Genomic DNA, 23562 nt, shown 5'->3' with positions numbered 1-23562 from the left:
CCCTGCTTTTTTGCGTGGATGCCGGCATCAGCGGTTGATAAGACCCATCATGGCGGCCGGGTAGCGTTCACCGGCTGCTGCCCCCCTGGGCAGTACCGCTGCGATCTCGGCCAGTTCCGGTTCACTGATGGCCACCTCACCGGCAGCGACATTCTCCTCCAGGTATCGCCTGCGTTTAGTGCCGGGAATCGGTACGATATCCCTCCCCTGTGCGAGTACCCAGGCCAAGGCCAACTGCCCGGCGGTAATGCCCTTGCGGCCCGCAATCTCCGTAACCCGCCGGACCAGTTCGAGATTCCTGCCGAAATTCTCCCCCTGAAAACGGGGAGAGTTGCGGCGGTAGTCGTCGTCGGCGAAGTCCTGGGGACTTTTCAGCTGCCCGGTCAGAAAACCGCGCCCCAAGGGGCTATAGGCCACGAATCCGATTCCCAGTTCGCGCAGGGTCGGCAGCACCTCATCCTCCGGTTCGCGGGTCCAGAGCGAGTATTCGCTCTGCAGCGCCGAAATCGGGTGCACGGCATGGGCGCGGCGTATGGTCGCCACCCCTGCCTCGGAGAGCCCCAGGAACCGCACCTTTCCGGCAGCAACCAGGTCGGCCATGGCCCCGACCGTTTCCTCGATCGGCACTTCGGTGTCGACCCGGTGCTGGTAGTACAGGTCGATGTGATCCAGGCCGAGTCGCCTCAGGGACGCATCGCAGGCGGCACGGACGTACGCCGGCCGACCGCAGATCCCGGTGATCGGCGCCCAACTGCCAGGGGAGGGCTTGTCGCGCACAATGCCGAACTTGGTGGCAACCACCACATCGTGGCGGCGCCCCTTGAGCGCTTTACCGATCAGTTCTTCATTGGTGAAGGGACCATACATGTCGGAGGTGTCCAGAAAATTCACCCCCAGGTCCAGGGCGCGGTGAATGGTGGCGATCGACTCCGCCTCGTCGCGGTGTCCGTAGAAGTCCGACATGCCCATGCAGCCCAGCCCCTGGGCCGAAACGGTCAGCCCCTGTGCCCCCAGTGCTCTCTGTTCCATGGTACGCTCCTTGTGGCCTGATCTGTTCTCTCAGGCCATGCGTAGCAAGCTTTGGCAAAATTTTCAATTGTTTTGGCGGAGCGTCAGGCGAACCTGACATCGCTTCCGCCATCCATTGTGCGATGAATCTCTTCTCCGGAACACGATCAGCACGCTTTGCCGCCTACAAAAACGCTGATCGGCACGGTGTAGAATACCTGCTCTCCCCTCCACCGGGCAGCGATGCCGAGGCGGTTGATGCCGATATCGGCGGTGATCATCGTGCGCAGGCGCTCCTCGTTGCCCGGAGCGGGAAAGGAGGCACGCAACTGCGACTCCAGTTCGATCTCCACGCCGTAGGAGCTCTGACTGCAGTCGGTGAGGCCGGAGCGCCGGAACAGACCGTCGAACTCTCCGGTGGTCAGGGCATGGGTGTGGGAGGGATCGCGCATGATCTCCATCTCGTCATAGGCGGCCGACGTGTCCGGTTCCAGGGCCACATCCGCCACCAGCACCCGTCCACCCGGTGCGCAGACCCGGATCATCTCCGCCAGCACCGCGCCCGGCTCGGTGAAATGATGAAAACTGTAGCGGGTGATGACCTGCGTGAAGCTGTTGTCCGGGTAGGGGAGCGACAGGACATCACCCATCATCCAGGTCAGGTTGGCAAGCTGCAGCTCCTGCTGGCGCCCGCGGGCCTGTTCGATCATGGCCGGTGTGATGTCGATGCCGGTAACGTGTTCCGCATGCCGTGCAAACTCGCACGCCACCAGCCCCGGACCGCAGGCCACGTCCAGTACGGTTCCGCCATGCCCGATGCCGGACAGTTCGATCAGGAGCTGAATGGAGTCCAGATGGCCCGGCACGCGGGCAAAGGGTATGGCCTGCTGCGAGAACTGCTCTACGATGATGCTGCGATGGTCTTTGCTCATTGGTTATTCCCTCCGGTGGCGATGAGAGCAACTATACCTTGTCTTTTTTTGGCAGTCTTTCTATGGTATGCCAATGGATAACGAAAAGATGACAAAATTGCCGCCGGTTGAGGTGGGCTTCCGGTTGGATGCCCGGCTGCCGATCATTCCCTTTGCCATGCAGATCAGTCCCCGGAAACTGCAGGTCCGGCAGGTGGCCTGTGCCGGGTGCCACGCGCATCCGCGGGGACAGCTGATCTATGCCAGCAGCGGAGTCATGCGGGTGATCTGCGGGCGCGACATCTGGGTGGTGCCCCCCTCCCAGGCGGTCTGGGTGCCCCCCGAACAGGAGCACGAGGTCTATTTTCCCGGTGATGTGGCGCTGTGCAATCTGTTCGTCGATCCCACCGCCACGGGAGGGCTGCCCGGACAGTGCAGCGTGCTGAAGGTTTCGCCGCTGCTGCGGGAGTTGATCCTGAAAGGGGTCGAGGTGGGGGAAGCCTACCTGCCGGATACAGCCGGCTGGCGGTTGATGCAGGTGATTCTGGACGAGCTGCGCCAGGCCCCGGTTACGCCGCTGCATTTGCCGATGGGGCGCGATGCGCGGCTTGTGCGGGTAATAGAGGCCTTGCTGGAGAATCCCGGCGACAACCGCGATCTCGAACAGTGGGGCAGGTTGGCCGGAGGCAGCGGCAGGACCCTGGCGCGGCTGTTCGTCAGCGAAACCGGTCTGACCTTCGGCACCTGGCGCAAGCGCCTGTTGCTGCAGGAGGCGGTCAAGCGGCTCGACCAGGGGCAGCAGGTGACCGGCATCGCCTTTGATCTGGGGTATCGCAGCTTGAGCGCCTTTATCGAAATGTTCCGCAAGGAACTGGGGGCATCCCCAAGCCAGTATGCCCGCCGGTGCGGGAATGGGTGACAGGGATCGGTGCCCCGCATGGCCCGGACTTTGTGGTGGGTCATGGCGGTCATCGTGACGCGAAGATCGGCGGCTCCGGAGGCCTGTAACCGCAGTCGTCCGCCAGGTGCTGCAGAACCCGGCGATCATGGTTCTCGTCGAATTTTCTGCCGAACAGGCAGTCCGATTCGAGGAGGCGGGGATAGTCCTCCAGCCCGAGGATCTTCGGTCCCGGCCAGATCACGAAACGCCGGAAATCGGTGCGCATTTCCCGGAAGGGGCTGTTCATGATCACCGCCTGGAAGAATATTTCGTCGGGAATGAAGGTGTAGCGGACCATGCGCGCCACACGCCTCGAAAGCGGGTCCTCAAGCAGCCAGCAGCAGAATTCCCGGGTCAGCATGTGCCAGTTGGAACCCTTGAAACGGATATCGAGCGACCGCGGAAACGGTAGCCGGTAGCGGGTGCGCACCAGTCGGCCGAATGCCTCGAAGGCCAACTGCCTGGGCAGATGCGGGTCATCCGGTTCGAGCTCGCGGATGGCTGAAAAGGGCCAGCTGCGGATGAAATTGCGGGGCCACGCAGCGCGCAGGATTTCCTTGATGGTGGGCAACGGTTTGATCGGGTAGTCCTGGCCGCTCAGATTGATGTAGTATTTCCAGTCCGCATCAGCTGCCAGCAGGTGCCGGATGGCTTCCAACTCCACCGCCACCAGACGCCATCCTCCCCAGATGACCCTCCGGGGGGGCAGAAAGATGACGTTGGGGCGCGGCCCGATCATGCGACGGAGCTGCTCCTGGAACTCCGGACCGGATTTGCGGTCGGCATGGATGCAGAACAGGTCTTCCCCGGAGTAGATCGCCTCGAACAGCCAGCGAAACTGGTTGAGCTTGTGATGCACGATGATGAAATAGGCCGTTTTCATACGCAGATCCTGGAGGGATGCGGTTGGGATCGTGATGCGGCACTGGTGCCGCTCGATCCTGGACGGTTTTTCATGCTTCACGGAGTGCCTGCCAGCCCGGTGAGAGAGCGGAGATGGTGCTCATGAGCATTATCTTAGCATACGTGGGGGAGTTTTCAGGGCAGGATGCAGACGATCATGGAGAAAGGGGGCGCGGGGGGCGGGAAACGAGGCTCATATGGGTTTCGGCAGGGGGATCTGGCGGCAGGGGTTACCAGTCAAGCAGCGACGACTGCAGGGAATCATCCCGCGACAGTGCCGCCGGACTGACAGACCTCCTGCTGTGGATGACCTGCATGATATCGCGGACAAAGGCGCACTGGCACGGATTATTGCATGGCTCCAGGTTGCTTTCGTCGAGGCAGAAGCGCGGGCATTCCCGGGTCAAGGCCTTGGTTTCGGGACAGCGCGCACCGCTGAACAGATCCAGGAATTCGGATACACAGACTGCCAGAGTGGTCAGACACTCGGACGTACGGTGCGTAAACAGAAACAACCCGTTTTCCAACTGATCGAAACTGGCCTGATAGCCGATCAGGCTTATCAGATCATCGGACAGGAAATCGTCTCTTGAACTCCACCGCTTGAAGCACTTCGGGCATGACTTGAAGAGTAATGACTCCATCAGCTCCCCCCGACTGTAAGGGAATCTCCCTGTACAAGACGCTTGTCCATTCCGTGACACAAAGCCGCTGATTCGTTGGCACCGGAGAGTACCCAGTACCCTGCGGTGGCCGGATTACGTGCGCTGTCAATCATCACGACCATTAGCATTCTTGTAGAAATAATGCTATCCGTCAACCTTAAAGTTCGAAAGCTCCTGAATTACAAGCGATGATTTCTGGCGATGTTGCCGGCTGTATCGGAATCAGTGTCGAAGTCGGTCATTCGCTGAACCCTTGCCGTGTGTGGTACAATACACTAACAAGGGGGTGAGGGTATGACACGGATCGAATTAACGGATAAGGAACGCACGGTCTTGAATGAAGTGCTCGAGACCTCGCTCTCCGAACTCCAGACCGAGATTGCCCATACCGACAGCAGAGACTACCGTTTCGGCCTCAAGGAACGGGAAACCATCCTGATCCATATCCTGAGCCGGTTGGCGGCATCGCCACAGCCATAGGCTAGCGGTGCCGGAACCCCGCCCGGAGTCGCCGACCGTTTCGGTAGCACATAAAGGCCATTCCGGGCGTATCAGTTTTTTGCATAACCGGTTCAGTGCGCTGTGGTATCGTTTCCGCACGGCGGTATGTGTGGCTGGCGGGCAGGCAGAAAATCTGTCCGTCCATGAATACACTGCGGTCTGCTCCATGCCCCCTGCGAAGGAGGACGGCTATTCAAGAGCTCGACACCATCCGTAACATCGGCATCATTTCCCACATCGACGCCGGCAAGACCACGGTGACCGAGCGTATCCTGTTTTATACCGGGGAGACGCACAAGATGGGGGAGGTGCACGACGGATTGGCGGTCATGGACTGGATGCCCCAGGAACAGGAGCGGGGCATCACCATCACTGCCACTGCCACCAGCTGCCGCTGGCATGAATTCCGCCTGAACCTGATCGATACTCCCGGTCACATCGATTTCACGGTGGAAGTTGAACGGACCCTCCGGGTGCTGGATGGGGCGGTGGCGATTTTCAGTGCAGTGGAGGGGGTTCAGCCGCAGAGCGAATCGGTCTGGCGCCAGGCCGACCGCTACGGGGTGCCTCGCATCTGCTTCATCAACAAGATGGACAGGGTCGGCGCGGATTACCGCAACACCCTGCGACAGATAGAACATCTCCTCAAGGCACGCCCGGTGCTGGTGCAGTTGCCGCTCTGCGAAAAGGAAAACCCGCACGGTGTGATCGACCTGATCAGCGGAGAGTCCTGCCGATTCGACGAGCGCGACCTGGGCAGGACCGTCCGGCGCGGGGATGTTCCGCCCGAACAGGCCGGCGAGGTGCGCACGGCGCGTCTGGCACTGACCGAGGCTGCAGCCGATTTCGACGATACCATCCTGGCCGATTATCTCGACGGCCGACCGGTCGAAGGGGACCGGCTGCGGGAGGCGCTGCGGCGCGGAACGCTGGCCTGCCGGTTGTTTCCGGTGCTGCTGGGCTCGGCCTTGCGCAACAGTGGCGTCCAGCCGCTGCTGGACGCTGTCTGCTGGTATCTGCCATCCCCTCTGGATGCCAGGCCTCTGACCGGAAAAAATCCGGGGACCGGCGAGCGGGAAACCGTAGTCTGCGACCCACATGCGCCGTTGCGGGCCCTGGCCTTCAAGGTCATGTCGGATGAAGGCAGGATGCTGATCTATCTGCGTATCTACTCGGGCACGGTTCACGAAGGGGGCACCCTTTTCAATGCAAGCCGCCTGTGTACCGAAAAGATCGGCCGCCTGTTCCGGATGCACGCCCACCGGAGGGAGGAGATCAGCCGGGCTTTTGCCGGAGACATCGTGACGGTGCTCGGTTTCCGGGCCACCGCAACCGGCGACACCCTTTGCGACCCGACCCGGCCCGTGCTGCTGGAGGGGCTGACCGTGCCGGAGCCGGTCGTTTCGATAGCGGTGGAGCCGAAGGGGGGCTCCGACAGGGAGCGGCTGCCTGCTGCCCTGGAGAAGCTCCAGTGGGAGGATCCCACCTTCCGCGTACATGAGGACGAGGGTACCGGACAGCTCATCCTGACCGGCATGGGGGAGTTGCACCTGGAGGTGATCGTGGACCGGCTCGGGCGGGAATACGGACTGCAGGTCAAGACCGGCCGCCCCAGGGTCGTCTATCGGGAGACCCTCCGCCGGAGCGTGACGTGGCGGGAATCCTTCCGTATCGACGGAGAGGGCCGCGGCGACACGGGTGAGGTGCAGTTGCGTTTGACGCCTCTTCCGCCAGGCAGCGGGGTGAGCCTGATGCTGCCGCCGCAGGCGGAGGGCATGCCCGCGGGCCTTTGCGCTTCCGTGGAGGAGAGCCTGCGCTTGGCCTGTCTGGCCGGCTGCCGGACCGGCTATCCCCTGACCGATCTGATGGTGGAAGTGCTGGAGATCCCCTGGCAACCGGGACTGTCCAGCGAGGCCGGAGTCAGGGGCGCTGCCCAGCGGGGCCTGCTGCTGGCGGCCCGATCGGCGGAACCCTACCTGCTGGAACCGTTGATGGCCCTGGACCTGACCGTGCCATCCGAGTGCCTGGGACGGGTGATCGGTACTCTGCAGCAGAAGAACGGCCGGGTAGAGGGAGTGGCCAGCCAGGGGGGGAGCGAGGTGCTGAAGGCGACTGTGCCCCTGGCGGGGATGTTCGGTTATATGACAGAATTGCGTGGCGCCACCAGGGGACGCGGGAGCTATACGATGGAGCTCTCCCGTTTCGTGGAAGCTCCGGCCGATGTCCAGCAGCGTTTCGGCCTGCTATGAAGCAGTGGTGATTGAACAATGACCGATCAAGACATGCCGATCCGCATAATTGCCGCCATGACCGGGGAGGGGGTAATCGGTGCCGGCAACAAACTGCCTTGGCACATACCCGCGGAATTGCAGCTGTTCAGGCAGCTCACTCTGGGGGGAACCGTCATCATGGGACGCAGGACCTTCCAGTCCATCGGGCGTCCTCTGCCCGGCCGGCATAATATCGTGCTCAGCAGCACCGTGCCGGTGCTGGAGGGGGCGCAGACAGCCAGATCGTTTGGTGAGGCCCTGGACAAGGGCAGGCAGGCGCAACGCCCCATTTTCATCATCGGAGGAGTACAACTGTTCCGAGAGGCCCTGCCGATCGCCGACGGCATGTACATCTCCCTGATCCACCATCCCTATCCGGGGGATGTCTACTTTCCCCCTTTTGACCAGGAACGCTGGCGTCTGGAGAAGGAGCAACCCTTCGAGCAATTCACGCTGCGAAGCTATGTCAGGATTCGATGACGAACCAGTGCCTGTCCGCTTGAAACATCCACCCAACCGGTAGTATACTATGAGTAAGGAAACGGCATGGTGGTACTTCGGTAACGCCTGACATGCTGTGCATGCTTCATCCGCCTGAGCGTTTCGACCTCTTCAAAAAGGTTGAACCCCGGGGAAGCGAAATTGCTGCGGTCCCGCAAAGAGCGCAGCAGGGACGACTGCCCGGGTTGAGACCGACGGATAAGAAAAAAGCGCCGTGAAAGTACCACCAGAACATCAAGGCCCGGAAGAGTATCTTCCGGGCCTTTTTGCGTCCTTGTTTTCTGCCTCGGTCAGTTTTCGACCGGCATCCGCTCCAGGACTGCAAGGTCCGTCCGGTTTGCAGTGGACCCGATTGCGAGAATCGGCTCCATTCCGGCAGCAGCCGGTTCCATGGTCGCGGCCAGCGCCGTGTCGATCCCCACGGAAGACGTCTCCAGGGTCGTGGCAAGCACCGTATCAAGGGCGGTAACGGCAACCGATGTTTCCAGGGGAGTGGCGAGAATCGGATCCACTCTGACGGTTGCCGGCTCCAGAACGTTGGCAATGATCGGGTCGATTCTGACTGCCGTTTCCAGGGGCAGCGGCGAGGGCTGAACCATATCCGGCGCAAGGCCGGCGATCAGCGGATCAATCCCGATGGTGGCGTCCATGCCGGCAAAAGGCTGGACCGCCAGTTGCCATCCCTTGTGGGCGTACTCCTCCAGGCCTCTTAAAATGACCATGTCTTCGTAGTTCGTATCCCACTTTTCATTGTTGGCGTAATACTTGATGACCATGTCCGGTTCATTGTAGCCGGCCATGGCTCGCAAAGAGGTGGTGCCCGAGGTTCTGGGGTTGATTTCCATCAGCATCAGCTGGCCGTCGACCACCCTTCCCTGAACATTCAGCGGCCCCTTCGACTTCAGTGCCAGGGCCATGTTCTCGGCCTGTTTCTGCAGGTCAGCCATGTGACACACTTCCCCCTGGGAAAATCCGGAGGAGATCACGTAGAGCGAATCATTGCTTTTGACCTTCAGCCGCGTCGACATGGCATTCCCGATCATCTTCTTGATCACGATGCTTCCGAGGACGTTGCCCAGCTCATCCGAGCTTATGCCGATCGTGTACTCGTTTTCGTGGGTCGACAGGTATTCCTGCGCCACGATCCTGATTCCCGATTTGAGCATGTAGCTTCCCAGCAGACGCGCTTCCTTGCGGTCCAGTGCGATGAATACGTTCGATGAGCCGCCGGACCCGACGTAGGGCTTCAGGACGATCGGGTAGAAGTCTATTTCGTCCAGGTCTCTCAGGCGATCTATCTTCATGAATCTCGGTACGTTGAATCCGAACGACTGCAATTTTTCGTAGGTTTCGACCTTGTTGGAGCACAGGCTGATAAGGTCGGCGGAATTGATGTAGCAATAGACCCCCTCTTCGCGGAGCGCCTGGCGGTTCTGGGAGAGAAACTGCAATTCCGGCTCGGAACCATGGAAGACAAAATCGATTTTGTACTTGTTTACGAGGCTGAAAAAAACCTCACGATAAGAAGGATCAGATACCGACGGCACTTTGCAGAAGATGTCCACGAACCTGTGCCCGGCGGAGTATTCGGTGATGTCTGTGCCTATTATGGTGTAGTCCGGGTTCTTGGCGAGCCTGAGAGCCTTCAGTACCTGTTCCCCAACACCGCCGCCACCAATGCCTGTCACCAATATATTGATCTTTTTCATGTCAGTTCCTTTCCAATGCATGGAGTGTTAAATCGTTGTACCCCCTCTCTCTGAGAATGGTGCTGTAAGCTTTATAGTCCACTTCGACCTTGACCAGCGTGACGCTGTCCTTCTCCAGATCCACTATGATGTAGGATGGCTTCCTGGAATAATCCCGAGGCTGACCGACCGAGCCGGGGTTCAGGAGGCAGCATCCGAAGTGATAATTGATGAGCGGCCTGTGGGTGTGGCCGAAGCAGAAATAGTCGTATCCGGCCAGGAAACCGGTATCCAATTGGCCGACATCCCTGAGGTAGCCGACACAGTTGCCCGGCAGGGAATGGGTCAGGTAGAGGGTTTTACCCATCAGCGTCACTACCATGAAATCCGGCAGCCCCTTCAGAAACTCCATGTCTTCCCCGTCAAGCTCCTCTCGCTGTTCCCTGATCCGGTACAGGTCTTCCTTTTCGGGAGCATAGCCTATGGAGCCAATGAGATAATGTTCGTGGTTCCCGCGGACCGCCTTGATATCGTTCGCCAGGCAGCACTGCAGCACGTCGTGGGGACGATCATAGTAGCCGATCAGGTCTCCCAGGCAGTAGATTTCGTCCACTCCTTCCCGCCCGATCGCCGCAAGGATCTTTTCCAGGTAATGGAGATTGGAGTGTATGTCCGATATCAATGCTAATTTCATCTGATGACCTTGATGCGTATGTCTGATACGCGATTTGCTTTTTGTTCCCGTATGAATTGGCATTTATGTCTTACATAAATGCTACTTTATTTCTATACGTCTAATAAGATTGGCTCCTAGTTGTTACATGCACTATTTAATTTGTTAAAAACAATGAATATATTCGCTGATATATTCATCAAAAAGCATACCAAACTGCAACTTGCTGAAGAGTCAGACCAATTTGTTGTTCTTGAAAAATTTATAAAAGTTTATGTCAAATAGTCCGACTACCTTTGAGACATTTTTACACTACTTGTATGTCCGATATGGTATGCGCGTTGCTGGTTTTTATTCCCGATTTTGATACCCTTTAGGCATGTGATAGATATCTCACCGGTTTCAGGAGGCCGATATGAAGAGAGCCGTGGTTGTCGTGATGCTGCTGTTCCTGATGATCAGTCTGGCCGGCTGTGGCGATGACGGCGGCGGTGCCCCTCCCACTATCGTTACCCAGATTCTGAGTGACCCCGCTTTTGACGGCGATATCAGGCAGGATGCCGTTACCGGCGACCTGACCATCACCCAGGGCAATACCCAGAGTGTGTTTGCCGGGATAAATCCGGCAACTGGGGCGGAATTCAGAGCCTTTCTCGATTTTCCTCTCAGCGGCGCGGGGGGGGTGCCCGGTGGTGCCCGGATCATATCCTCACGCCTCGATTTCTTCGTCAGCAGCCTTCAGCCGCAGCAGTTTGCCGGCTCCATTCCGATCCGCATCGATCTGGTGGCGTTCCAGCCGCCGACCCTGGTGGCCTCTGATTTCAGTCGAACCATCCAGCCGGCGCTGGCCAGCATCGTAATCGATATTTTCCAGGGTGACCTCAACCAGGCGGTAACCGTTGATGTGACCCCCTTGATGACGGAAGCACAGCGGCTGAACCTGCTGGACTTTCAGCTCCGCATTCTGTCTGATTCCGGCGTACCGGGGGAGATCGAAATCAACGATACGACCGGGGCCGCCCGCCCACAGTTCGCTCCGCTGCTGGAGGTCACCTATCAGTAAGGGGCCATGTTTTTTTACTGCGGCTTGACAAAGCCTTTTTAGCTGCTAGAGTAGTTTTTAATTCATGTTTTAACATGGGTAATTCAAAACACCGGGAGAACACGTCACATGAACGGCACGGTCAAATGGTTTAATGACAGCAAAGGGTTTGGGTTTCTTGAGCAGGAGGGGGGAGAGGATGTGTTTTGCCACTTCTCCGCAATCTCGGGAGAAGGTTTCAAGACTCTGACAGAGGGCGAGCGGGTCACCTTTGACGTGGTCAAAGGGCCGAAGGGATTGCAGGCCGCCAACGTCAAGAAAAGCGCCTGACCCGCAAGGTCAAACGGCCAGAACAAGGGCTCCGGAAATCCGGAGCCCTTTTTTTGTTGAAATTCCATAGCATGACTGACGTTTCATGTGCGATGCGCAGGCTCGATACAGTCGGCTGCATCATGGGCCGGACGGTTGACAACCGGATTGACCGGGTAGGACCACAGCTGGCCGGCCGGCAGATGATTCAGCAACGGCAGCATGGCGGAGGGGAGGGGCAGAGGCGCGGCAAGCCATTCGTCAAAACGGTCAGGTGCAATGATGGCCGGCATCCGCTCGCACAGCTGCCGGACGAGATCGCCGGCGCCCGTGGTGACGATGGTGCAGGTCTCGATGCAGGTCCCGCCCGGTGTTGTCCAGTCGCCGATCACACCGGCCAACCCGATCGGAGCGCCGTCCTTGCGGGTGACGTACCATGGCTGGCATGTGCCGCCTGCATGCTTCCAGGCAAAAAAACCGCTGGCAGGGACCAGGCAGGGGGCCCGTGGAAAGTCGCGATCAGCCGCCAGTGCCGGCAATGCTTCCGCCCGTGTGCTGACAGCTTCGCTGTCGATGTCCAGATCGTTGGGCCAGGAGGGCAGCCGCCCCCAACGCACATCCGCGAGCTGTCGGCCGCCATCGCCGTTCCGAACTACCCGCACCTGCTGTGTGGGAGCGATGTTGTAGCGCGGCGGGACGGGTTCCGGCAGTGGCACGCCGAATCTGTCGGCAAGCGTTTCAGGAGATACGAAAGAAGTGAATCGTCCGCACACCTCACGTTCCTTCCGGACCCGGCCATCCGGGCCCATTCCCCGGTCTTGTTTCCGCCCGATCATGCACTGCAGTGGCTGCAACCGCAACTCCGGTTGCGGCGAAACACAGTTCAACAGCGGCAATCCACGGTTACGGCGGGTACTGCATCCTATGTCCATGGTACTGCATTTTTCCGGCATGTAAATGAACCGGGGACTTCAGGTTTCCGGGGACGAGGGATGACGCACGCTTCGAGTTCCGGTCCCAACCGGAGGAGGTTTTTGTGCCCCCCGGGAAATACCGTATAATGTAACCAGCAGCACCATCGAGGGATTGTCATGCGTCTGATCGTTTTGGGCATCGCGTTGTTTGCGTTCGCAACACTGGCGCCGGCCGACGGTGCCGGGATACGGGCGCTCGGGATCAGTGCGCCGATCACGCCCATAACCGCCCACTTCCTGCATCGCAACCTGAACGAGGCCGCCCGGCGGCATGACCGGCTGGTGCTGATCGAGATGGATACCCCGGGGGGGCTCGATACGGCCATGCGGGAGATGGTCAGGGACATCATGGCCAGTCCGGTCCCGGTGGTGGTGTATGTGGCCCCTTCCGGAGCCAGGGCCGCCTCGGCCGGAGCGATTATCGCCCTGGCAGCGGATGTTGCCGCCATGGCGCCCGGCACCACCATCGGTGCAGCTCATCCCGTGGCGTTGGGAGAAAAGAGCGATAAAACCATGGAGGCCAAGGTGGTTAACGACGCCGTGGCCTACGCAGAGGGAATTGCTCGCACCCGGGGACGGGATGAGGCCCTGGCGCGCCAGATGGTGCGCGACAGCCTTTCCGTCAGTGCCGAACGGGCCCTGGCGGGAAAGGTGATCGACCTGATTGCGCGGGACAGGAAGGATCTGCTGCAGCAATTGGACGGACGGCACCTCAGGCGCGGAGCGCAGGATACAGTGCTGCGGCTGGCCGGTGCAGAGGTGGTAACGGCGGAGATGGGAAGCGCGGAGCGGATCCTGAGTGCCATCAGCAACCCCAACATAGCCTATGTCCTGATGATGCTGGGCATGATGGGGCTGTTCTTCGAGCTGTCCAATCCGGGGGCGATCCTGCCGGGGGTGGTGGGGGGGATCTGCCTGATCCTGGCCTTTTTCGCGTTTCAGGCGCTGCCGGTCAACTATGCCGGCATTCTGCTGATCCTGCTGGCGCTGGTTTTCCTGGTGGCAGAGATCAAGGTCGTATCCCACGGTATGCTGACCGTAGGCGGGGTGGTTTCGATGATACTCGGCTCACTGCTGCTGTTCGAGTCGTCAGCCCCCTTCCTGCGTGTCTCCTGGAGCGTGATTGCAGTAACGGTGCTTTCCACGACCGGATTTTTCGTGGTCGTCATTACCAAGGCGCTGCGCGTTCATCGCCGGCAGCCGGTCACCGGCCGGGAAGGGCTGATCGGACAGGCGGGAACAGCCGAAAGCGGCATCGCGCGAGCAGGAGGAAAGGTTTTCGTGACCGGCGAATACTGGGATGCCTGGAGCGACGAGGCGATCGATGCGGGCAGCCGGATCACGGTGGAGGGGGTGGAGGGAATGCGGCTCAAGGTGAAAAGGCTCCCGGAGCGGTGATCGCGACCGAGGAGCGGAACGCTCACGTGCGGTAGTAATTCCGGGTGGATGTCTCACTGATCCGGAGGAATTCCCTGGCAGGAGGTCATCATGTTCGACATCTTCAACTACATACCGCTCCTGTTTCTGTTCGGCCTGGCGGTGATGTTCGTCAGCAGCGCAGTGCGGATTCTGCCGGAATACGAACGGGGGGTGCTGTTCCGGCTGGGGCGCATGGCCGGAGTGCGGGGACCGGGGCTGTTCTTCATCATTCCGGGGGTGGACCGGCTGGTGCGGGTGACGCTGCGGACGGTGGCTTTCGAGGTGCCCCCCCAGGACGTGATTACCCATGACAACGTTACGGTCAAGGTGTCGGCGGTGATCTATTTCCGGGTGATAGAGCCCCAGAGGGCGATCGTGGAGGTGGAGGATTACCTCTACGCCACCAGCCAGCTCTCCCAAACCACTCTGCGGAGCGTGCTCGGCCAGGTGGACCTGGACGAGCTTCTTTCGAACCGGGAAAAGATCAACAAGGAGTTGCAGGAGATTCTCGATCGGCACACCGGCCCCTGGGGAGTCAAGGTGGCCACGGTGGAGGTCAAGAATATCGATCTGCCCCAGGAAATGCAGCGTGCCATTGCCCGGCAGGCCGAGGCGGAACGCGAGCGGCGCTCCAAGGTGATCCATGCCGAAGGGGAACTGCAAGCCTCGGAGAAACTGGCCCAGGCGGCCAACGTTCTGGCCATGGAGCCGACCGCCCTGCAGCTGCGCTACTTGCAGACCCTGACCGAAATATCCTCCGAAAAGAATTCAACCGTGGTCTTCCCGGTGCCGATCGACCTGATCAAGATGTTCATGCAACAGCGGGAGAAGGCGTGACCCCATGAACAGTCCGCGGGGCGGGGGAAGGGTCAGGCGTGATTGCGCAGCATCAGTTCGGTGGGGTGCGGGTTCAGGTAGACCTGCCGCTGGAGGTACTGCTGGCCGCAGGTGTGCGCGTAGTGCTTCAGCAGGGTGAGCGGAACGATCAGCGGCACCGTCAGCTGGTGGTACTGTTCGATGGCAACCAGCAGCTCCGCTTTTTCCCGATCGGCCAGCTGCCGCTTGAAGTAGCCCATGATGTGCATCAGCACGTTGGTGTGCTTGCCGACCGTGGCCGGAAGTGCCATGGCCCGCATCAGCAGTGTTTCGTAACGCCGGAAAAGCTCCCCGTGTTCCAGTTCGCCCGGCTGTCCGACCAGGGCCCCCATCTCGCGGCAGAGCTGCGGGCTGTGGGCCATCTGCAACAGCTTGTGGTCGGCGTGGAATTCCACCAGCCCACCCCGGTCGCACCCCTGCCGCAGAAAGTTCTTCCAGCGGCGGCAGCAGAAGACCCGTTCGATGAAGTTTTCCCGCACTGCGGGATCGCTCAGGCGCCCCTCCTCCTCCACCGGCAGGAGCGGAAAATGCCGTACAAAGGCGGCGGCGAACAGCCCGCTTCCGTGTGCGATCCTCTTTTGCTCCCGATACACCCCGACCCGCCGTAGGCCCGAGCTGGGGGAGCCCTCTTTGAAGATGAAGCCGCACAGGTCGGCCTGTTCCAGCTCCTTCAGTTTCGTTTCGCAAAAGGCGGTCATCCGGTCGGTCAGATCGATGCGGGTGGAGATGGTCATCAGGCGGGGTGCGGATGGGTCTCCCTCCAGCCGCATGGGCTCGCGGGGAATTGGCAGTCCGCAGCCGACCTCCGGGCAGACCGGCACCAGGCTGAAGAACCGTCCCAGGGTCTCGGTGATGTAGCGGTCGAGCTTGTGTTCCCCGTTATATCGGACCTTTTCGCCCAACAAACAGGAACTGACGCCTATCGCAATCGGTTCGGTCATGATGCTCTCCTGCCTGTGTAAATCTCAGAAGGGCGATTAGCCACAGGGGTCACAGAGAAAAGTACCCTTAACCTGAATCACCCATTTTGTGCGGGAACACATTTTGTGCTCTGCCGTACCTGAATCCGTGAGACTTGGAAGCCGCAGCGAACGTCATGCCGGGGCTCGATCGTCGCCAGTTCCGCTTCATACCGCCAGTGGCGCTTCATCTTCGCCCGAACGGGCTTTATGGCGGAAATGCGAGAGCAGAGGCACGGGTAGCGAGTGGAGGCTGGAAAGCCTCACGGATTCACGCCGGACCCTGTGTCTCTGTGGCCGAATGGCTTTTGTAGAGGCAGAATGGAGGATCTGAGCCGCTAGGTTCTGGCGGCCGCCGCGGCGAGCATCTCGTCGGCGTGCCGGCGGGTGGTGTCGGTGATGGTGGTCCCTCCCAGCATGCGGGCGATCTCCTCCGTGCGCGCGACGGTATCCAGCATGGTAACCGACGTGGAGGTCCTGCCGTTTTCGATCCGCTTCTCGACCCGCAGGTGCTGGTCGGCGAATGCCGCCACCTGCGGCAGATGGGTGATGCAGAGCACCTGCTGACGGGCAGCCACATTCTTCAGCTTGGCCCCCACCAGTTCCGAGACGGCGCCGCCGATACCGGTATCGACCTCGTCGAACACCAGGCTGGGTACATCCCCCTCGGGCAGCACCTGCTTGATGGCCAGCATCAGGCGCGACAGCTCGCCACCCGAGGCGATCTTGGCCAGTGGGCGCGGCGTTTCGCCCGGGTTGGGGGAAAAGAGAAACTCGACCCGTTCGCAGCCGGTGGCGCGCGGTTCGGGCAGCGGCAACAGAGCCGCCTCGATAACGGCGTTCTTCATGGCCAGTTGGTGCGCCTCGGCCTCCAGAGCAGTTTTCAGGGCGGCTGCCGCTTCAGCCCGGCGCTTCGTCAAGTTGCTCCCCAGGGAGCCCAGTTCGGTTGTCAGCCGCTCGGACTCCTGTTCCAGGTGCAGCCGGTCCTGTTCGCGCCCCCGCAATCCCTCCAGTTCCTGGTCGATCTGCTGTTTGAAGGCCAATATCTCTTCGATCGTGACCCCGTACTTCTTCTTGAGACGGCCGACCTGGTCGAGACGATCGTCGACACTGCGCAGCGCGGCAGGATCCGTTTCGATGCGCGAAGCGTAATCCCGCAGGGAGATGGCGGCATCCTCAAGCTGCAGGTAGGTCCCCTCCAGGCCGGCTGCCAGCTCGGACAGACCATGGTCGATGGATGCAATTTCGGCCACCGAGGCCGAGATCCGCCGTAACTGCCCCAGGATGGCGCCGTCTCCGTCGTAGAGCCGCTCAAAGGCCTCGGCGCTGGTGTTACCCAGCTTCTCCGCATGGGCCAGCACCCGGCGTTGCTCCTCCAACTCCGCATCCTCGCCCGGCTGAAGCCGGGCTTCGGCGATCTCTGCCGATTGGAAGGAGAGCAGGTCCAGCCGGCGCTCCGCCTCGCGCTCCTGCTCGTCCAGGTGTTCCAGGCGCTGCCGCACCGCCTGCAACTGTCCGTGCAGCACCGAAAATTCGCTGCGTAGCGTCTGGCAGCCGGCAAAGGCGTCCAGCAGCAGCAGCTGGTTTTCCGGTCTGAGCAGGGTCTGGGATTCGTGCTGGCCGTAGATGTTGATCAATTGGCGGGAGAGGTCGGTCAACAGTGCCAGGGTCGCCATGGCGCCGTTGATGAAAATCCGGTTCTTGCCGGAACGGGAAATGGCACGCTTGACCAGTAGCTCACCGTCGCATTCGAAGCCGGATTCGCTCAGAAACTCCTTCAGCTCCGGCCGGTCCGCGATGTCGAACAGCGCCTCAACCACTGCCTCTTCTTCGCCGGAACGGATCAGGTCGCTGGAGGCGCGTCCCCCCATGATCAGACCAACTGCGTCGATGATGATCGACTTGCCCGCCCCGGTCTCGCCGGTCAGCATGGTCAGGCCCGGCTTGAACGAGAGCTGCAGCTGGTCGATGATGGCAATGTTCCTGATGTGCAGGTCGGTCAGCATATCTGTTCCTTACTTGTATGATCAATCTGACGCGGATTTCACGTCTGCCACAGAGATCGCAGACAACACAGAAAAATCAAACATAGAACACGGAAAAGGCGGTAGAAACGGATCAAGGCGGTTCAGTTATATTCTGTGTTTCCGCCGTTTCCGCTTTTTCCGTGTGCCATATCTTTCTCTTTCCCGGTGTTTCTCCATGCTCTGTGTCTTGTGGCATGTGTTTTTAGTGTCTCCGCGTCTCTGCGGCAGAACTCTTACCGCTCTCCCCACTTCAGCTTGGTCCTTAGTACCTCGAAATAGTCGCGGCTGCGGGACATGATCAGAGCGGTGGTCTTGAGTGCCCGACGCACCTCGATCGAGTCCCCCTGCTGTAGCTTGAAACCGACCTGGCCGTCCAGGGTCAGGTAGACCTTTTCATCGTGGGACGAGGTCACGGTGACCGAGATGATCGACTCGTCCGGCACCACGATCGGTCGGTTGGTCAGGGTGTGGGGGCAGATCGGGGTGATGGCGATGCAGTTCATCTGCGGGTGTATGATGGGGCCGCCGGCAGAGAGGGAATAACCGGTGGAGCCGGTGGGGGTGGAGATGATCAGACCATCGGCCTTGTAGGTGGTCAGGATGTGCCGGTTGATCTTGGTTTCCAGGTCTACGATGCGGGCCAATGCCCCCTTGTTGATGACCATGTCGTTCAGCACGTTGTTCTTTTCGATCTGCTTGCCGTCGCGGTAGACCGTCACCTCCAGCATCATCCGATCCGAGACGCGCGGGTCCCCCTTGAGACAGCGCTCCAGGCGCGGATAGAGCTCCTCCAGCGTGATTTCGGTCAGGAATCCAAGGCTGCCCAGGTTGACACCCAGGATGGGGACATCCCGGCCGCTGAAGAGCCGGGCCACCGAGATCAGCGTGCCATCGCCCCCCAGCACCACCACCATCTCAGCCTGGTCGCGGATTTCCTCTTCGGAAAGCTCGCGCGGATAGCCGAGGCTGGCGGTCAGGTGCGGGTCCACCAGGGGGGTACAGCCCTTCTGCTCCAGCCAGGCGATCAGCTCGCTGGCCACCTTCTGGCAGCGGGGGTCGTGCACTTTGGCAAATATGGCGACGTACTGGATCATGGTTCAATCCCGATTCGAATTATCCTGAAAAAAGTCCGCCACAGAGAACACAGAGGAATCACAACAAAAAAACAATTTAAGTCCGCGCCGGTGAAGAGAAGTATACCAACCTGATTTTCTCTGTGAACTCTGTGCCCTCTGTGGCACATGCCTTTAAGCTGTTACCGCAGGCTCCTGATTTTTACAAGGCTCTCTTCCAGCACCTGTTTCTTGCCGGTCACTTCGGCTAGTTTTTCGCGCTCCTTGGCCACCACATCGGCCGGTGCGCGATCCACGAAGCTGGGGTTGGACAGCTTTTTGGAGAACATCTCGATTTCTTTCTCGATCTTGCCGATCTCCTTCAGCAGGCGCTTTTCCTCCTCCTCCACGTTGACCAGCCCTTTGAGCGGCACGAAGATCTGCACGTCTCCCGCCACCTGGATCGAGGCATCCTCCGGTTTGTCGAGGCCGACACCGGTCGTCAGGTCCGAGACGCGGGCCAGGGCCTTGATGGCGCCCTGGTTGTGCTCCAGCAGGCGCAGGCTATCTTCGCCGGTGCAGGAGAGGATCACTGCGATCTCCTTGGAGGGAGGCACTTCCATCTCGCCGCGGATGTTGCGGATGCCGTTGATGACCGCCATGACGCGCTCCATCTCGGCCGCTGCCTCGGGGAAGTTCCTAGTCTCCAGCGGGACGGGGTAAGGGGCCTGCATGATGGTCGGAACTGACTTGGTGCCCGGCAGGGCCTGCCAGATCTCCTCGGTGATGAAGGGCATGAAGGGGTGCAGCAGCCGCAGCAGGTGCTCCAGGGTGTGCCAGAGCACGTATTGGGCGGTACGCTTGCGCTCGGGGGTGCCGTTGTAGAGGTCCTGCTTGGACAGCTCCAGGTACCAGTCGCAGAACTCGCTCCAGGTGAACTGGTAGAGCGCCATGGCGCTCTCGTTGTAGCGGTAGCTCGTCAGGGTTTCGTCCAACACCCGGGCGGTTTCATTCAGGCGGTGCAGGATCCACTTGTCGCCCGGCGAGAAGCTCAGTTCCTCGAAGGTTACGGAATCGGGATCAAAGCCCTCCAGGTTCATCAACGTGAAGCGGGCCGCGTTCCAGACCTTGTTGCAGAAGTTGCGGTAGCCGGCGATGCGTTCCTCGGCCAGCTTGATGTCGCGCCCCTGGGCGGCAAAGGCGGCCAGGGTGAAGCGGAAGGCATCGGTGCCGTACTGGTCGATCACGGTCAGCGGGTCGATCACGTTGCCCTTGGACTTGGACATCTTCTGCCCCTGGGCATCACGTACCAGGGCATGGATGTAGACATCCCGGAACGGTACCTCATCCATGAAGTGCAGCCCCATCATCATCATGCGGGCCACCCAGAAGAAGAGGATGTCGAAGCCGGTCACCAGACAGGAGGTGGGGTAGAAGGTCTTCAGCAGGTCGGTCTTGTCCGGCCAGCCCATGGTGGAGAAGGGCCACAGGGCCGAAGAGAACCAGGTGTCCAGCACATCGGTTTCCTGGCGGATCTCGTCGCTGCCGCACTTCGAGCATTTCGTCGGCGTTTCCATGGCAACGGTGACGCCGTCGCAGTGGTCGCAGAACCAGGCCGGGATGCGGTGGCCCCACCAGATCTGGCGCGAGATGCACCAGTCGCGGATGTTCTCCATCCAGTCGTAATAAGTATTTTCCCACTGCTTGGGCACGATGCGGGTGCGGCCGTCCTTGACCGCGGCCAGGGCCTGCTCGGCCAGCGGCCCGACTTTGACGTACCACTGCAGCGACAGGTAGGGCTCCACCACGGTTTTGCAGCGGTAGCAGCCCCCCACCGACATGGGGTGGTCGTCGATCTTTTCCAGCAGTCCAGCCTGTTCCAGTTCGGCCACGATCCGCTTCCGGGCTTCGAAGCGGTCCATGCCCTCGTACTGCCGGCCGGCGGCGTTGATGATGCCCGACTCGTCGAACACGTTGATCTTGTCCAGGCCGTGGCGCAGTCCTACTTCGAAGTCGTTGAAATCGTGGGCCGGGGTGATCTTGACCACGCCGGTGCCGAACTCGCGGTCCACATACTCATCGGCCACCACCGGGATCTCGCGGTTGACCAGCGGCAGGATCACGGTTGTGCCGATCAGGGCCTGGTAGCGCTCGTCCTCCGGATGCACCGCCACGGCGGTATCACCCAGCATGGTTTCCGGCCGGGTGGTGGCGACCACCACGTATGCGCCCGGCTGTCCGGCCACCGGGTAGCGGATATGCCACAGGTGCCCCTTGTGGTCCTCGTGCTCGACCTCGATGTCCGACAGGGCGGTGTGGCAGCGCGGGCACCAGTTGATCAGGCGGTTATCGCGGTAGATCAGTCCTTCTTCGTACAGTTTGACGAACACGGTGCGGACCGCCTTGGAAAGCCCTTCATCCATGGTGAAGCGCTCGCGTTCCCAGTCGCAGGAGGCGCCCAGGCGCTTCAGCTGGCCGATGATCTGCCCACCCGACTCGGCCTTCCACTGCCAGACCCGCTCGATAAAGGCTTCGCGTCCCAGGTCGTGGCGGTCCTTGCCTTGAGCTGCCAATTGGCGTTCCACCACGTTCTGGGTGGCGATGCCGGCATGATCGGTGCCCGGCATCCACAGCACGTTGTAGCCCTGCATCCGCTTCCAGCGGCAGAGGATGTCCTGCAAAGTATTGTTGAGGGCATGCCCCATGTGCAGGGCGCCGGTGACGTTGGGGGGAGGGATGACGATCGAGTAGGGCTTTTTGTCGGAGGTGTCGGCGGCGTGGAAGTAGCCTTTGCCTTCCCATTCGGCGTACCAGCGTTTTTCAACGTCATGGGGCTCGTAGCCCTTGGCGAGTTCCTTGGTCATAGTCGTATGCGTGCCTTTTCTGCGGTTGGAATGAATGTGACACTATAAAAAAAACAGGGGGATAATGCAACCTTCCCGGTTTGATGGGAGTAATCGAAAATGGATCGCACTGCGGCAGCCTCTGGCTTTGGGTGCGGAGCAACAAGTATAAGAATATCACTCATGATGAATTTAATTGCAGGAAGTTCACTTTTGCGTATAGTCGCCGAAGTGCAGGTATGTGTGGAGAGGTAAACTTATCTTTAGCAGTCTCGCATCCGCATCAGTGACAATGTGAAAGAAATTCCAGAATAGAGAAACACCACTGTAAGGAGGAGTGTATGAATATCGGATTCGTCGGATTGGGCATTATGGGCAGCGCCATGGCGGCAAATTTGCTGAAGGGATCGTACAGGGTAACGGTCTGGAACCGTTCGGCCGAGAAGTGCCGAGAGCTTGCTCAACAGGGGGCGGTGATAGCCGACTCTCCCCGGGCGGCGGCTGAGTCCTCGGATGTCGTGATCGCCATGATGGCAAACCCGGATGCGGTTCGCTCCGTGCGGGACGGCTCGGACGGGATCATCGCCGGTCTTGCTTCCGGAAAGGGCTTGGTGGACATGTCCACCGTGGATGCGGAAACCTCGCGGGAATCTGCCGACCTTGCCCAACAGAAAGGGGCGCTTTTCCTGGAAGCTCCGGTGGCCGGCAGCAGGAAACCGGCCGAGGAGGCCACCCTCACCATCATGGCAGCGGGAGACCGGGAGCTGTACGATACGGTGCTGCCGGCCCTGGAAAAAATGGGTCGGAAAATCATGTTCGTGGGTGAAACGGGGAGTGCGGCCAGGATGAAGCTGGCCAACAACCTGGTCATGGCAGGGATGCTGACCGCGTTGTGCGAAGGCATGGCCCTGGCCTCGAAAAGCGGACTGGATGAGGCGCAACTGCTTGATGTCCTGGACTCCGGTGCTGTCTCAAATCCGATGTTCCGGCTGAAAGGACCGCAGATAGCTGCCAACGGAGAGTTCCCGGTCGCGTTTCCGCTCAAGCATATGCAGAAGGACCTCCGCCTGGCCCTGCAGTTGGCGGAAAGCGTGGGACAGCCGCTATTTGCAACTGCCGCGATCAACGAGCTGTTCAAGGCCGCTTTGGCCGAAGGGTGGGGCGACCTGGATTTCGCGGCTGTTGGCCGGACCGTCAGGAAATAAGCGTGCGGGAATCGCCCATACCCGCGGTCTTTTTTGCTTCCGAGGCACCGGCAGCATTGATTTTTGGGGTGACCGGCATTAGATTGAGAGGAAACTACGTAAAAGGAGATAGGGAATATGGGAACACCATCATATCCACGCACAATAGCGGTAGCACGGAGCAACACGATCGGGGCCGTGTACGGCTGGATGGCGACAGGTTTATGCCTTACGGCGCTGGTGTCCGTGGCGGTGGTAAGCTCGCCGGAGCTGTTCAGGATGGTCTACGGCAACCGGTTGGTTTTTTTCGGAGCAGTCATCGCTGAATTGGCCCTGGTAGTGGGCATCAGCGGCTTTGCAGCCCGCTTGGGGACCGCCAAGGCGGCACCACTATTCCTGGTGTACTCGGCCCTGAACGGCGTGACGCTTTCAGGGATCTTTCTCCTCTACACGGGGCAGTCGATCTCTTCCGCCTTCTTCTCAACGGCCGGTACCTTCGGAGTAATGAGCCTGTACGGCATTGCAACCAAGCGGGACCTGACGTCGCTAGGTTCGTTCTGCTTCATGGGGCTGATCGGCCTCGTGATCGCCTCCGTGGTCAACATATTCCTGCACTCTAACATGCTCCAGTTCGTGGCCAGCGGCGTCGGCCTGATCGTCTTCATCGGCCTGACCGCCTACGACACCCAGAGGCTCAAGGGGGTGCAGGGGGGAGCGGCCGTGGCGGGAGCGCTCTCGCTCTACCTGAATTTCGTGAACATGTTCCTGATGATCCTCCAGCTCTTCGGCACCAGGAGAGACTGAGCAGAACCCGGCA

The 23562-nt window shown here is 60.2% G+C and carries 21 protein-coding genes; 10 read left to right on the top strand and 11 right to left on the bottom strand.

Features of this window, described 5'->3' with window-relative positions:
• Window positions 1-27: 27 nt before the first annotated feature.
• Both GSVR_RS14700 and GSVR_RS14695 read right to left on the bottom strand, forming a co-directional pair.
• Window positions 28-1029: an aldo/keto reductase gene (locus tag GSVR_RS14700; RefSeq protein WP_173201591.1), complete on the bottom strand. Its 1002-nt coding sequence runs from the start codon at window positions 1027-1029 to the stop codon at window positions 28-30.
• 146 nt (window positions 1030-1175) lie between these two features.
• The gene (locus GSVR_RS14695; protein ID WP_173201592.1) at window positions 1176-1940 is read right to left on the bottom strand and encodes a class I SAM-dependent methyltransferase; all 765 of its coding nucleotides are present in this window, start codon (window positions 1938-1940) and stop codon (window positions 1176-1178) included.
• Window positions 1941-2028: 88 nt separating this feature from the next.
• Between GSVR_RS14695 and GSVR_RS14690 the strand changes: the two genes are divergently transcribed.
• On the top strand, window positions 2029-2838 hold the full coding sequence (locus tag GSVR_RS14690) for a helix-turn-helix domain-containing protein (protein ID WP_239077339.1): 810 nt from the start codon (window positions 2029-2031) through the stop codon (window positions 2836-2838).
• A 49-nt stretch (window positions 2839-2887) separates the two neighbouring features.
• On the opposite strand, the gene GSVR_RS14685 is transcribed toward GSVR_RS14690, so the two are convergent.
• Together GSVR_RS14685 and GSVR_RS14680 are read right to left on the bottom strand one after the other, a co-directional pair.
• Window positions 2888-3823 (bottom strand): beta-1,6-N-acetylglucosaminyltransferase, encoded by a 936-nt coding sequence (locus GSVR_RS14685; protein ID WP_173201594.1) that lies wholly within the window; start codon window positions 3821-3823, stop codon window positions 2888-2890.
• A gap of 169 nt (window positions 3824-3992) precedes the next feature.
• Window positions 3993-4406: a hypothetical protein gene (locus GSVR_RS14680; RefSeq protein ID WP_173201595.1), complete on the bottom strand. Its 414-nt coding sequence runs from the start codon at window positions 4404-4406 to the stop codon at window positions 3993-3995.
• A gap of 315 nt (window positions 4407-4721) precedes the next feature.
• Here GSVR_RS14680 and GSVR_RS14675 point away from each other — a divergent pair, with 315 nt between their 5' ends.
• The 3 genes from GSVR_RS14675 to GSVR_RS14665 all read left to right on the top strand — a co-directional run bounded on the left by GSVR_RS14675 (window position 4722) and on the right by GSVR_RS14665 (window position 7678).
• Complete coding sequence (locus GSVR_RS14675) at window positions 4722-4907, top strand: hypothetical protein (RefSeq protein ID WP_173201596.1); 186 nt, start codon at window positions 4722-4724, stop codon at window positions 4905-4907.
• Window positions 4908-5071: 164 nt separating this feature from the next.
• On the top strand, window positions 5072-7177 hold the full coding sequence (fusA, locus tag GSVR_RS14670; protein ID WP_173201597.1) for an elongation factor G: 2106 nt from the start codon (window positions 5072-5074) through the stop codon (window positions 7175-7177).
• Window positions 7178-7195: 18 nt separating this feature from the next.
• A complete protein-coding gene (locus GSVR_RS14665) occupies window positions 7196-7678 on the top strand; it encodes a dihydrofolate reductase (protein ID WP_173201598.1) in 483 nt (160 codons plus the stop codon).
• 311 nt (window positions 7679-7989) lie between these two features.
• Here the strand turns inward: GSVR_RS14665 and GSVR_RS14660 are convergent, their stop codons facing one another.
• On the bottom strand, window positions 7990-9408 hold the full coding sequence (locus tag GSVR_RS14660) for an ATP-grasp domain-containing protein (RefSeq protein ID WP_173201599.1): 1419 nt from the start codon (window positions 9406-9408) through the stop codon (window positions 7990-7992).
• Between the two features lies 1 nt (window position 9409).
• Window positions 9410-10081 (bottom strand): metallophosphoesterase, encoded by a 672-nt coding sequence (locus GSVR_RS14655; RefSeq protein ID WP_173201600.1) that lies wholly within the window; start codon window positions 10079-10081, stop codon window positions 9410-9412.
• Between the two features lie 394 nt (window positions 10082-10475).
• Here GSVR_RS14655 and GSVR_RS14650 point away from each other — a divergent pair, with 394 nt between their 5' ends.
• Window positions 10476-11123 (top strand): hypothetical protein, encoded by a 648-nt coding sequence (locus tag GSVR_RS14650; protein WP_173201601.1) that lies wholly within the window; start codon window positions 10476-10478, stop codon window positions 11121-11123.
• Window positions 11124-11231: 108 nt separating this feature from the next.
• Window positions 11232-11432, top strand: a complete 201-nt coding sequence (locus tag GSVR_RS14645; RefSeq protein ID WP_173201602.1) for a cold-shock protein — start codon at window positions 11232-11234, stop codon at window positions 11430-11432.
• An 83-nt stretch (window positions 11433-11515) separates the two neighbouring features.
• Here the strand turns inward: GSVR_RS14645 and GSVR_RS14640 are convergent, their stop codons facing one another.
• On the bottom strand, window positions 11516-12184 hold the full coding sequence (locus tag GSVR_RS14640; RefSeq protein WP_203978683.1) for an SOS response-associated peptidase: 669 nt from the start codon (window positions 12182-12184) through the stop codon (window positions 11516-11518).
• Window positions 12185-12502: 318 nt separating this feature from the next.
• On the opposite strand from GSVR_RS14640, the gene GSVR_RS14635 reads away from it, so the two are divergent.
• Complete coding sequence (locus GSVR_RS14635) at window positions 12503-13783, top strand: nodulation protein NfeD (protein WP_173201604.1); 1281 nt, start codon at window positions 12503-12505, stop codon at window positions 13781-13783.
• A gap of 90 nt (window positions 13784-13873) precedes the next feature.
• Window positions 13874-14641 carry a slipin family protein gene (locus GSVR_RS14630; protein WP_173201605.1) on the top strand — a complete coding sequence of 256 codons (768 nt, stop codon included), beginning with the start codon at window positions 13874-13876 and terminating at the stop codon, window positions 14639-14641.
• Window positions 14642-14673: 32 nt separating this feature from the next.
• Here GSVR_RS14630 and GSVR_RS14625 read toward each other — a convergent pair whose 3' ends face one another.
• From GSVR_RS14625 to GSVR_RS14610, 4 genes are all read right to left on the bottom strand, one after another.
• Complete coding sequence (locus tag GSVR_RS14625) at window positions 14674-15621, bottom strand: DUF523 and DUF1722 domain-containing protein (protein ID WP_173201606.1); 948 nt, start codon at window positions 15619-15621, stop codon at window positions 14674-14676.
• Window positions 15622-15977: 356 nt separating this feature from the next.
• The gene (recN, locus tag GSVR_RS14620; RefSeq protein WP_173201607.1) at window positions 15978-17645 is read right to left on the bottom strand and encodes a DNA repair protein RecN; all 1668 of its coding nucleotides are present in this window, start codon (window positions 17643-17645) and stop codon (window positions 15978-15980) included.
• Between the two features lie 254 nt (window positions 17646-17899).
• Window positions 17900-18757 (bottom strand): NAD(+)/NADH kinase, encoded by an 858-nt coding sequence (locus GSVR_RS14615; protein WP_173201681.1) that lies wholly within the window; start codon window positions 18755-18757, stop codon window positions 17900-17902.
• A 164-nt stretch (window positions 18758-18921) separates the two neighbouring features.
• A complete protein-coding gene (locus GSVR_RS14610) occupies window positions 18922-21582 on the bottom strand; it encodes a valine--tRNA ligase (RefSeq protein WP_173201608.1) in 2661 nt (886 codons plus the stop codon).
• A gap of 320 nt (window positions 21583-21902) precedes the next feature.
• Between GSVR_RS14610 and GSVR_RS14605 the strand changes: the two genes are divergently transcribed.
• Both GSVR_RS14605 and GSVR_RS14600 read left to right on the top strand, forming a co-directional pair.
• Complete coding sequence (locus GSVR_RS14605) at window positions 21903-22766, top strand: NAD(P)-dependent oxidoreductase (protein WP_173201609.1); 864 nt, start codon at window positions 21903-21905, stop codon at window positions 22764-22766.
• A gap of 117 nt (window positions 22767-22883) precedes the next feature.
• A complete protein-coding gene (locus GSVR_RS14600) occupies window positions 22884-23549 on the top strand; it encodes a Bax inhibitor-1/YccA family protein (RefSeq protein WP_173201610.1) in 666 nt (221 codons plus the stop codon).
• The last annotated feature ends 13 nt before the right edge of the window (window positions 23550-23562 follow it).

This window comes from Geobacter sp. SVR, from assembly GCF_016865365.1.
GTDB lineage: Bacteria > Desulfobacterota > Desulfuromonadia > Geobacterales > Pseudopelobacteraceae > Pelotalea.
This window is presented reverse-complemented; position numbering and strand designations above follow the sequence as displayed.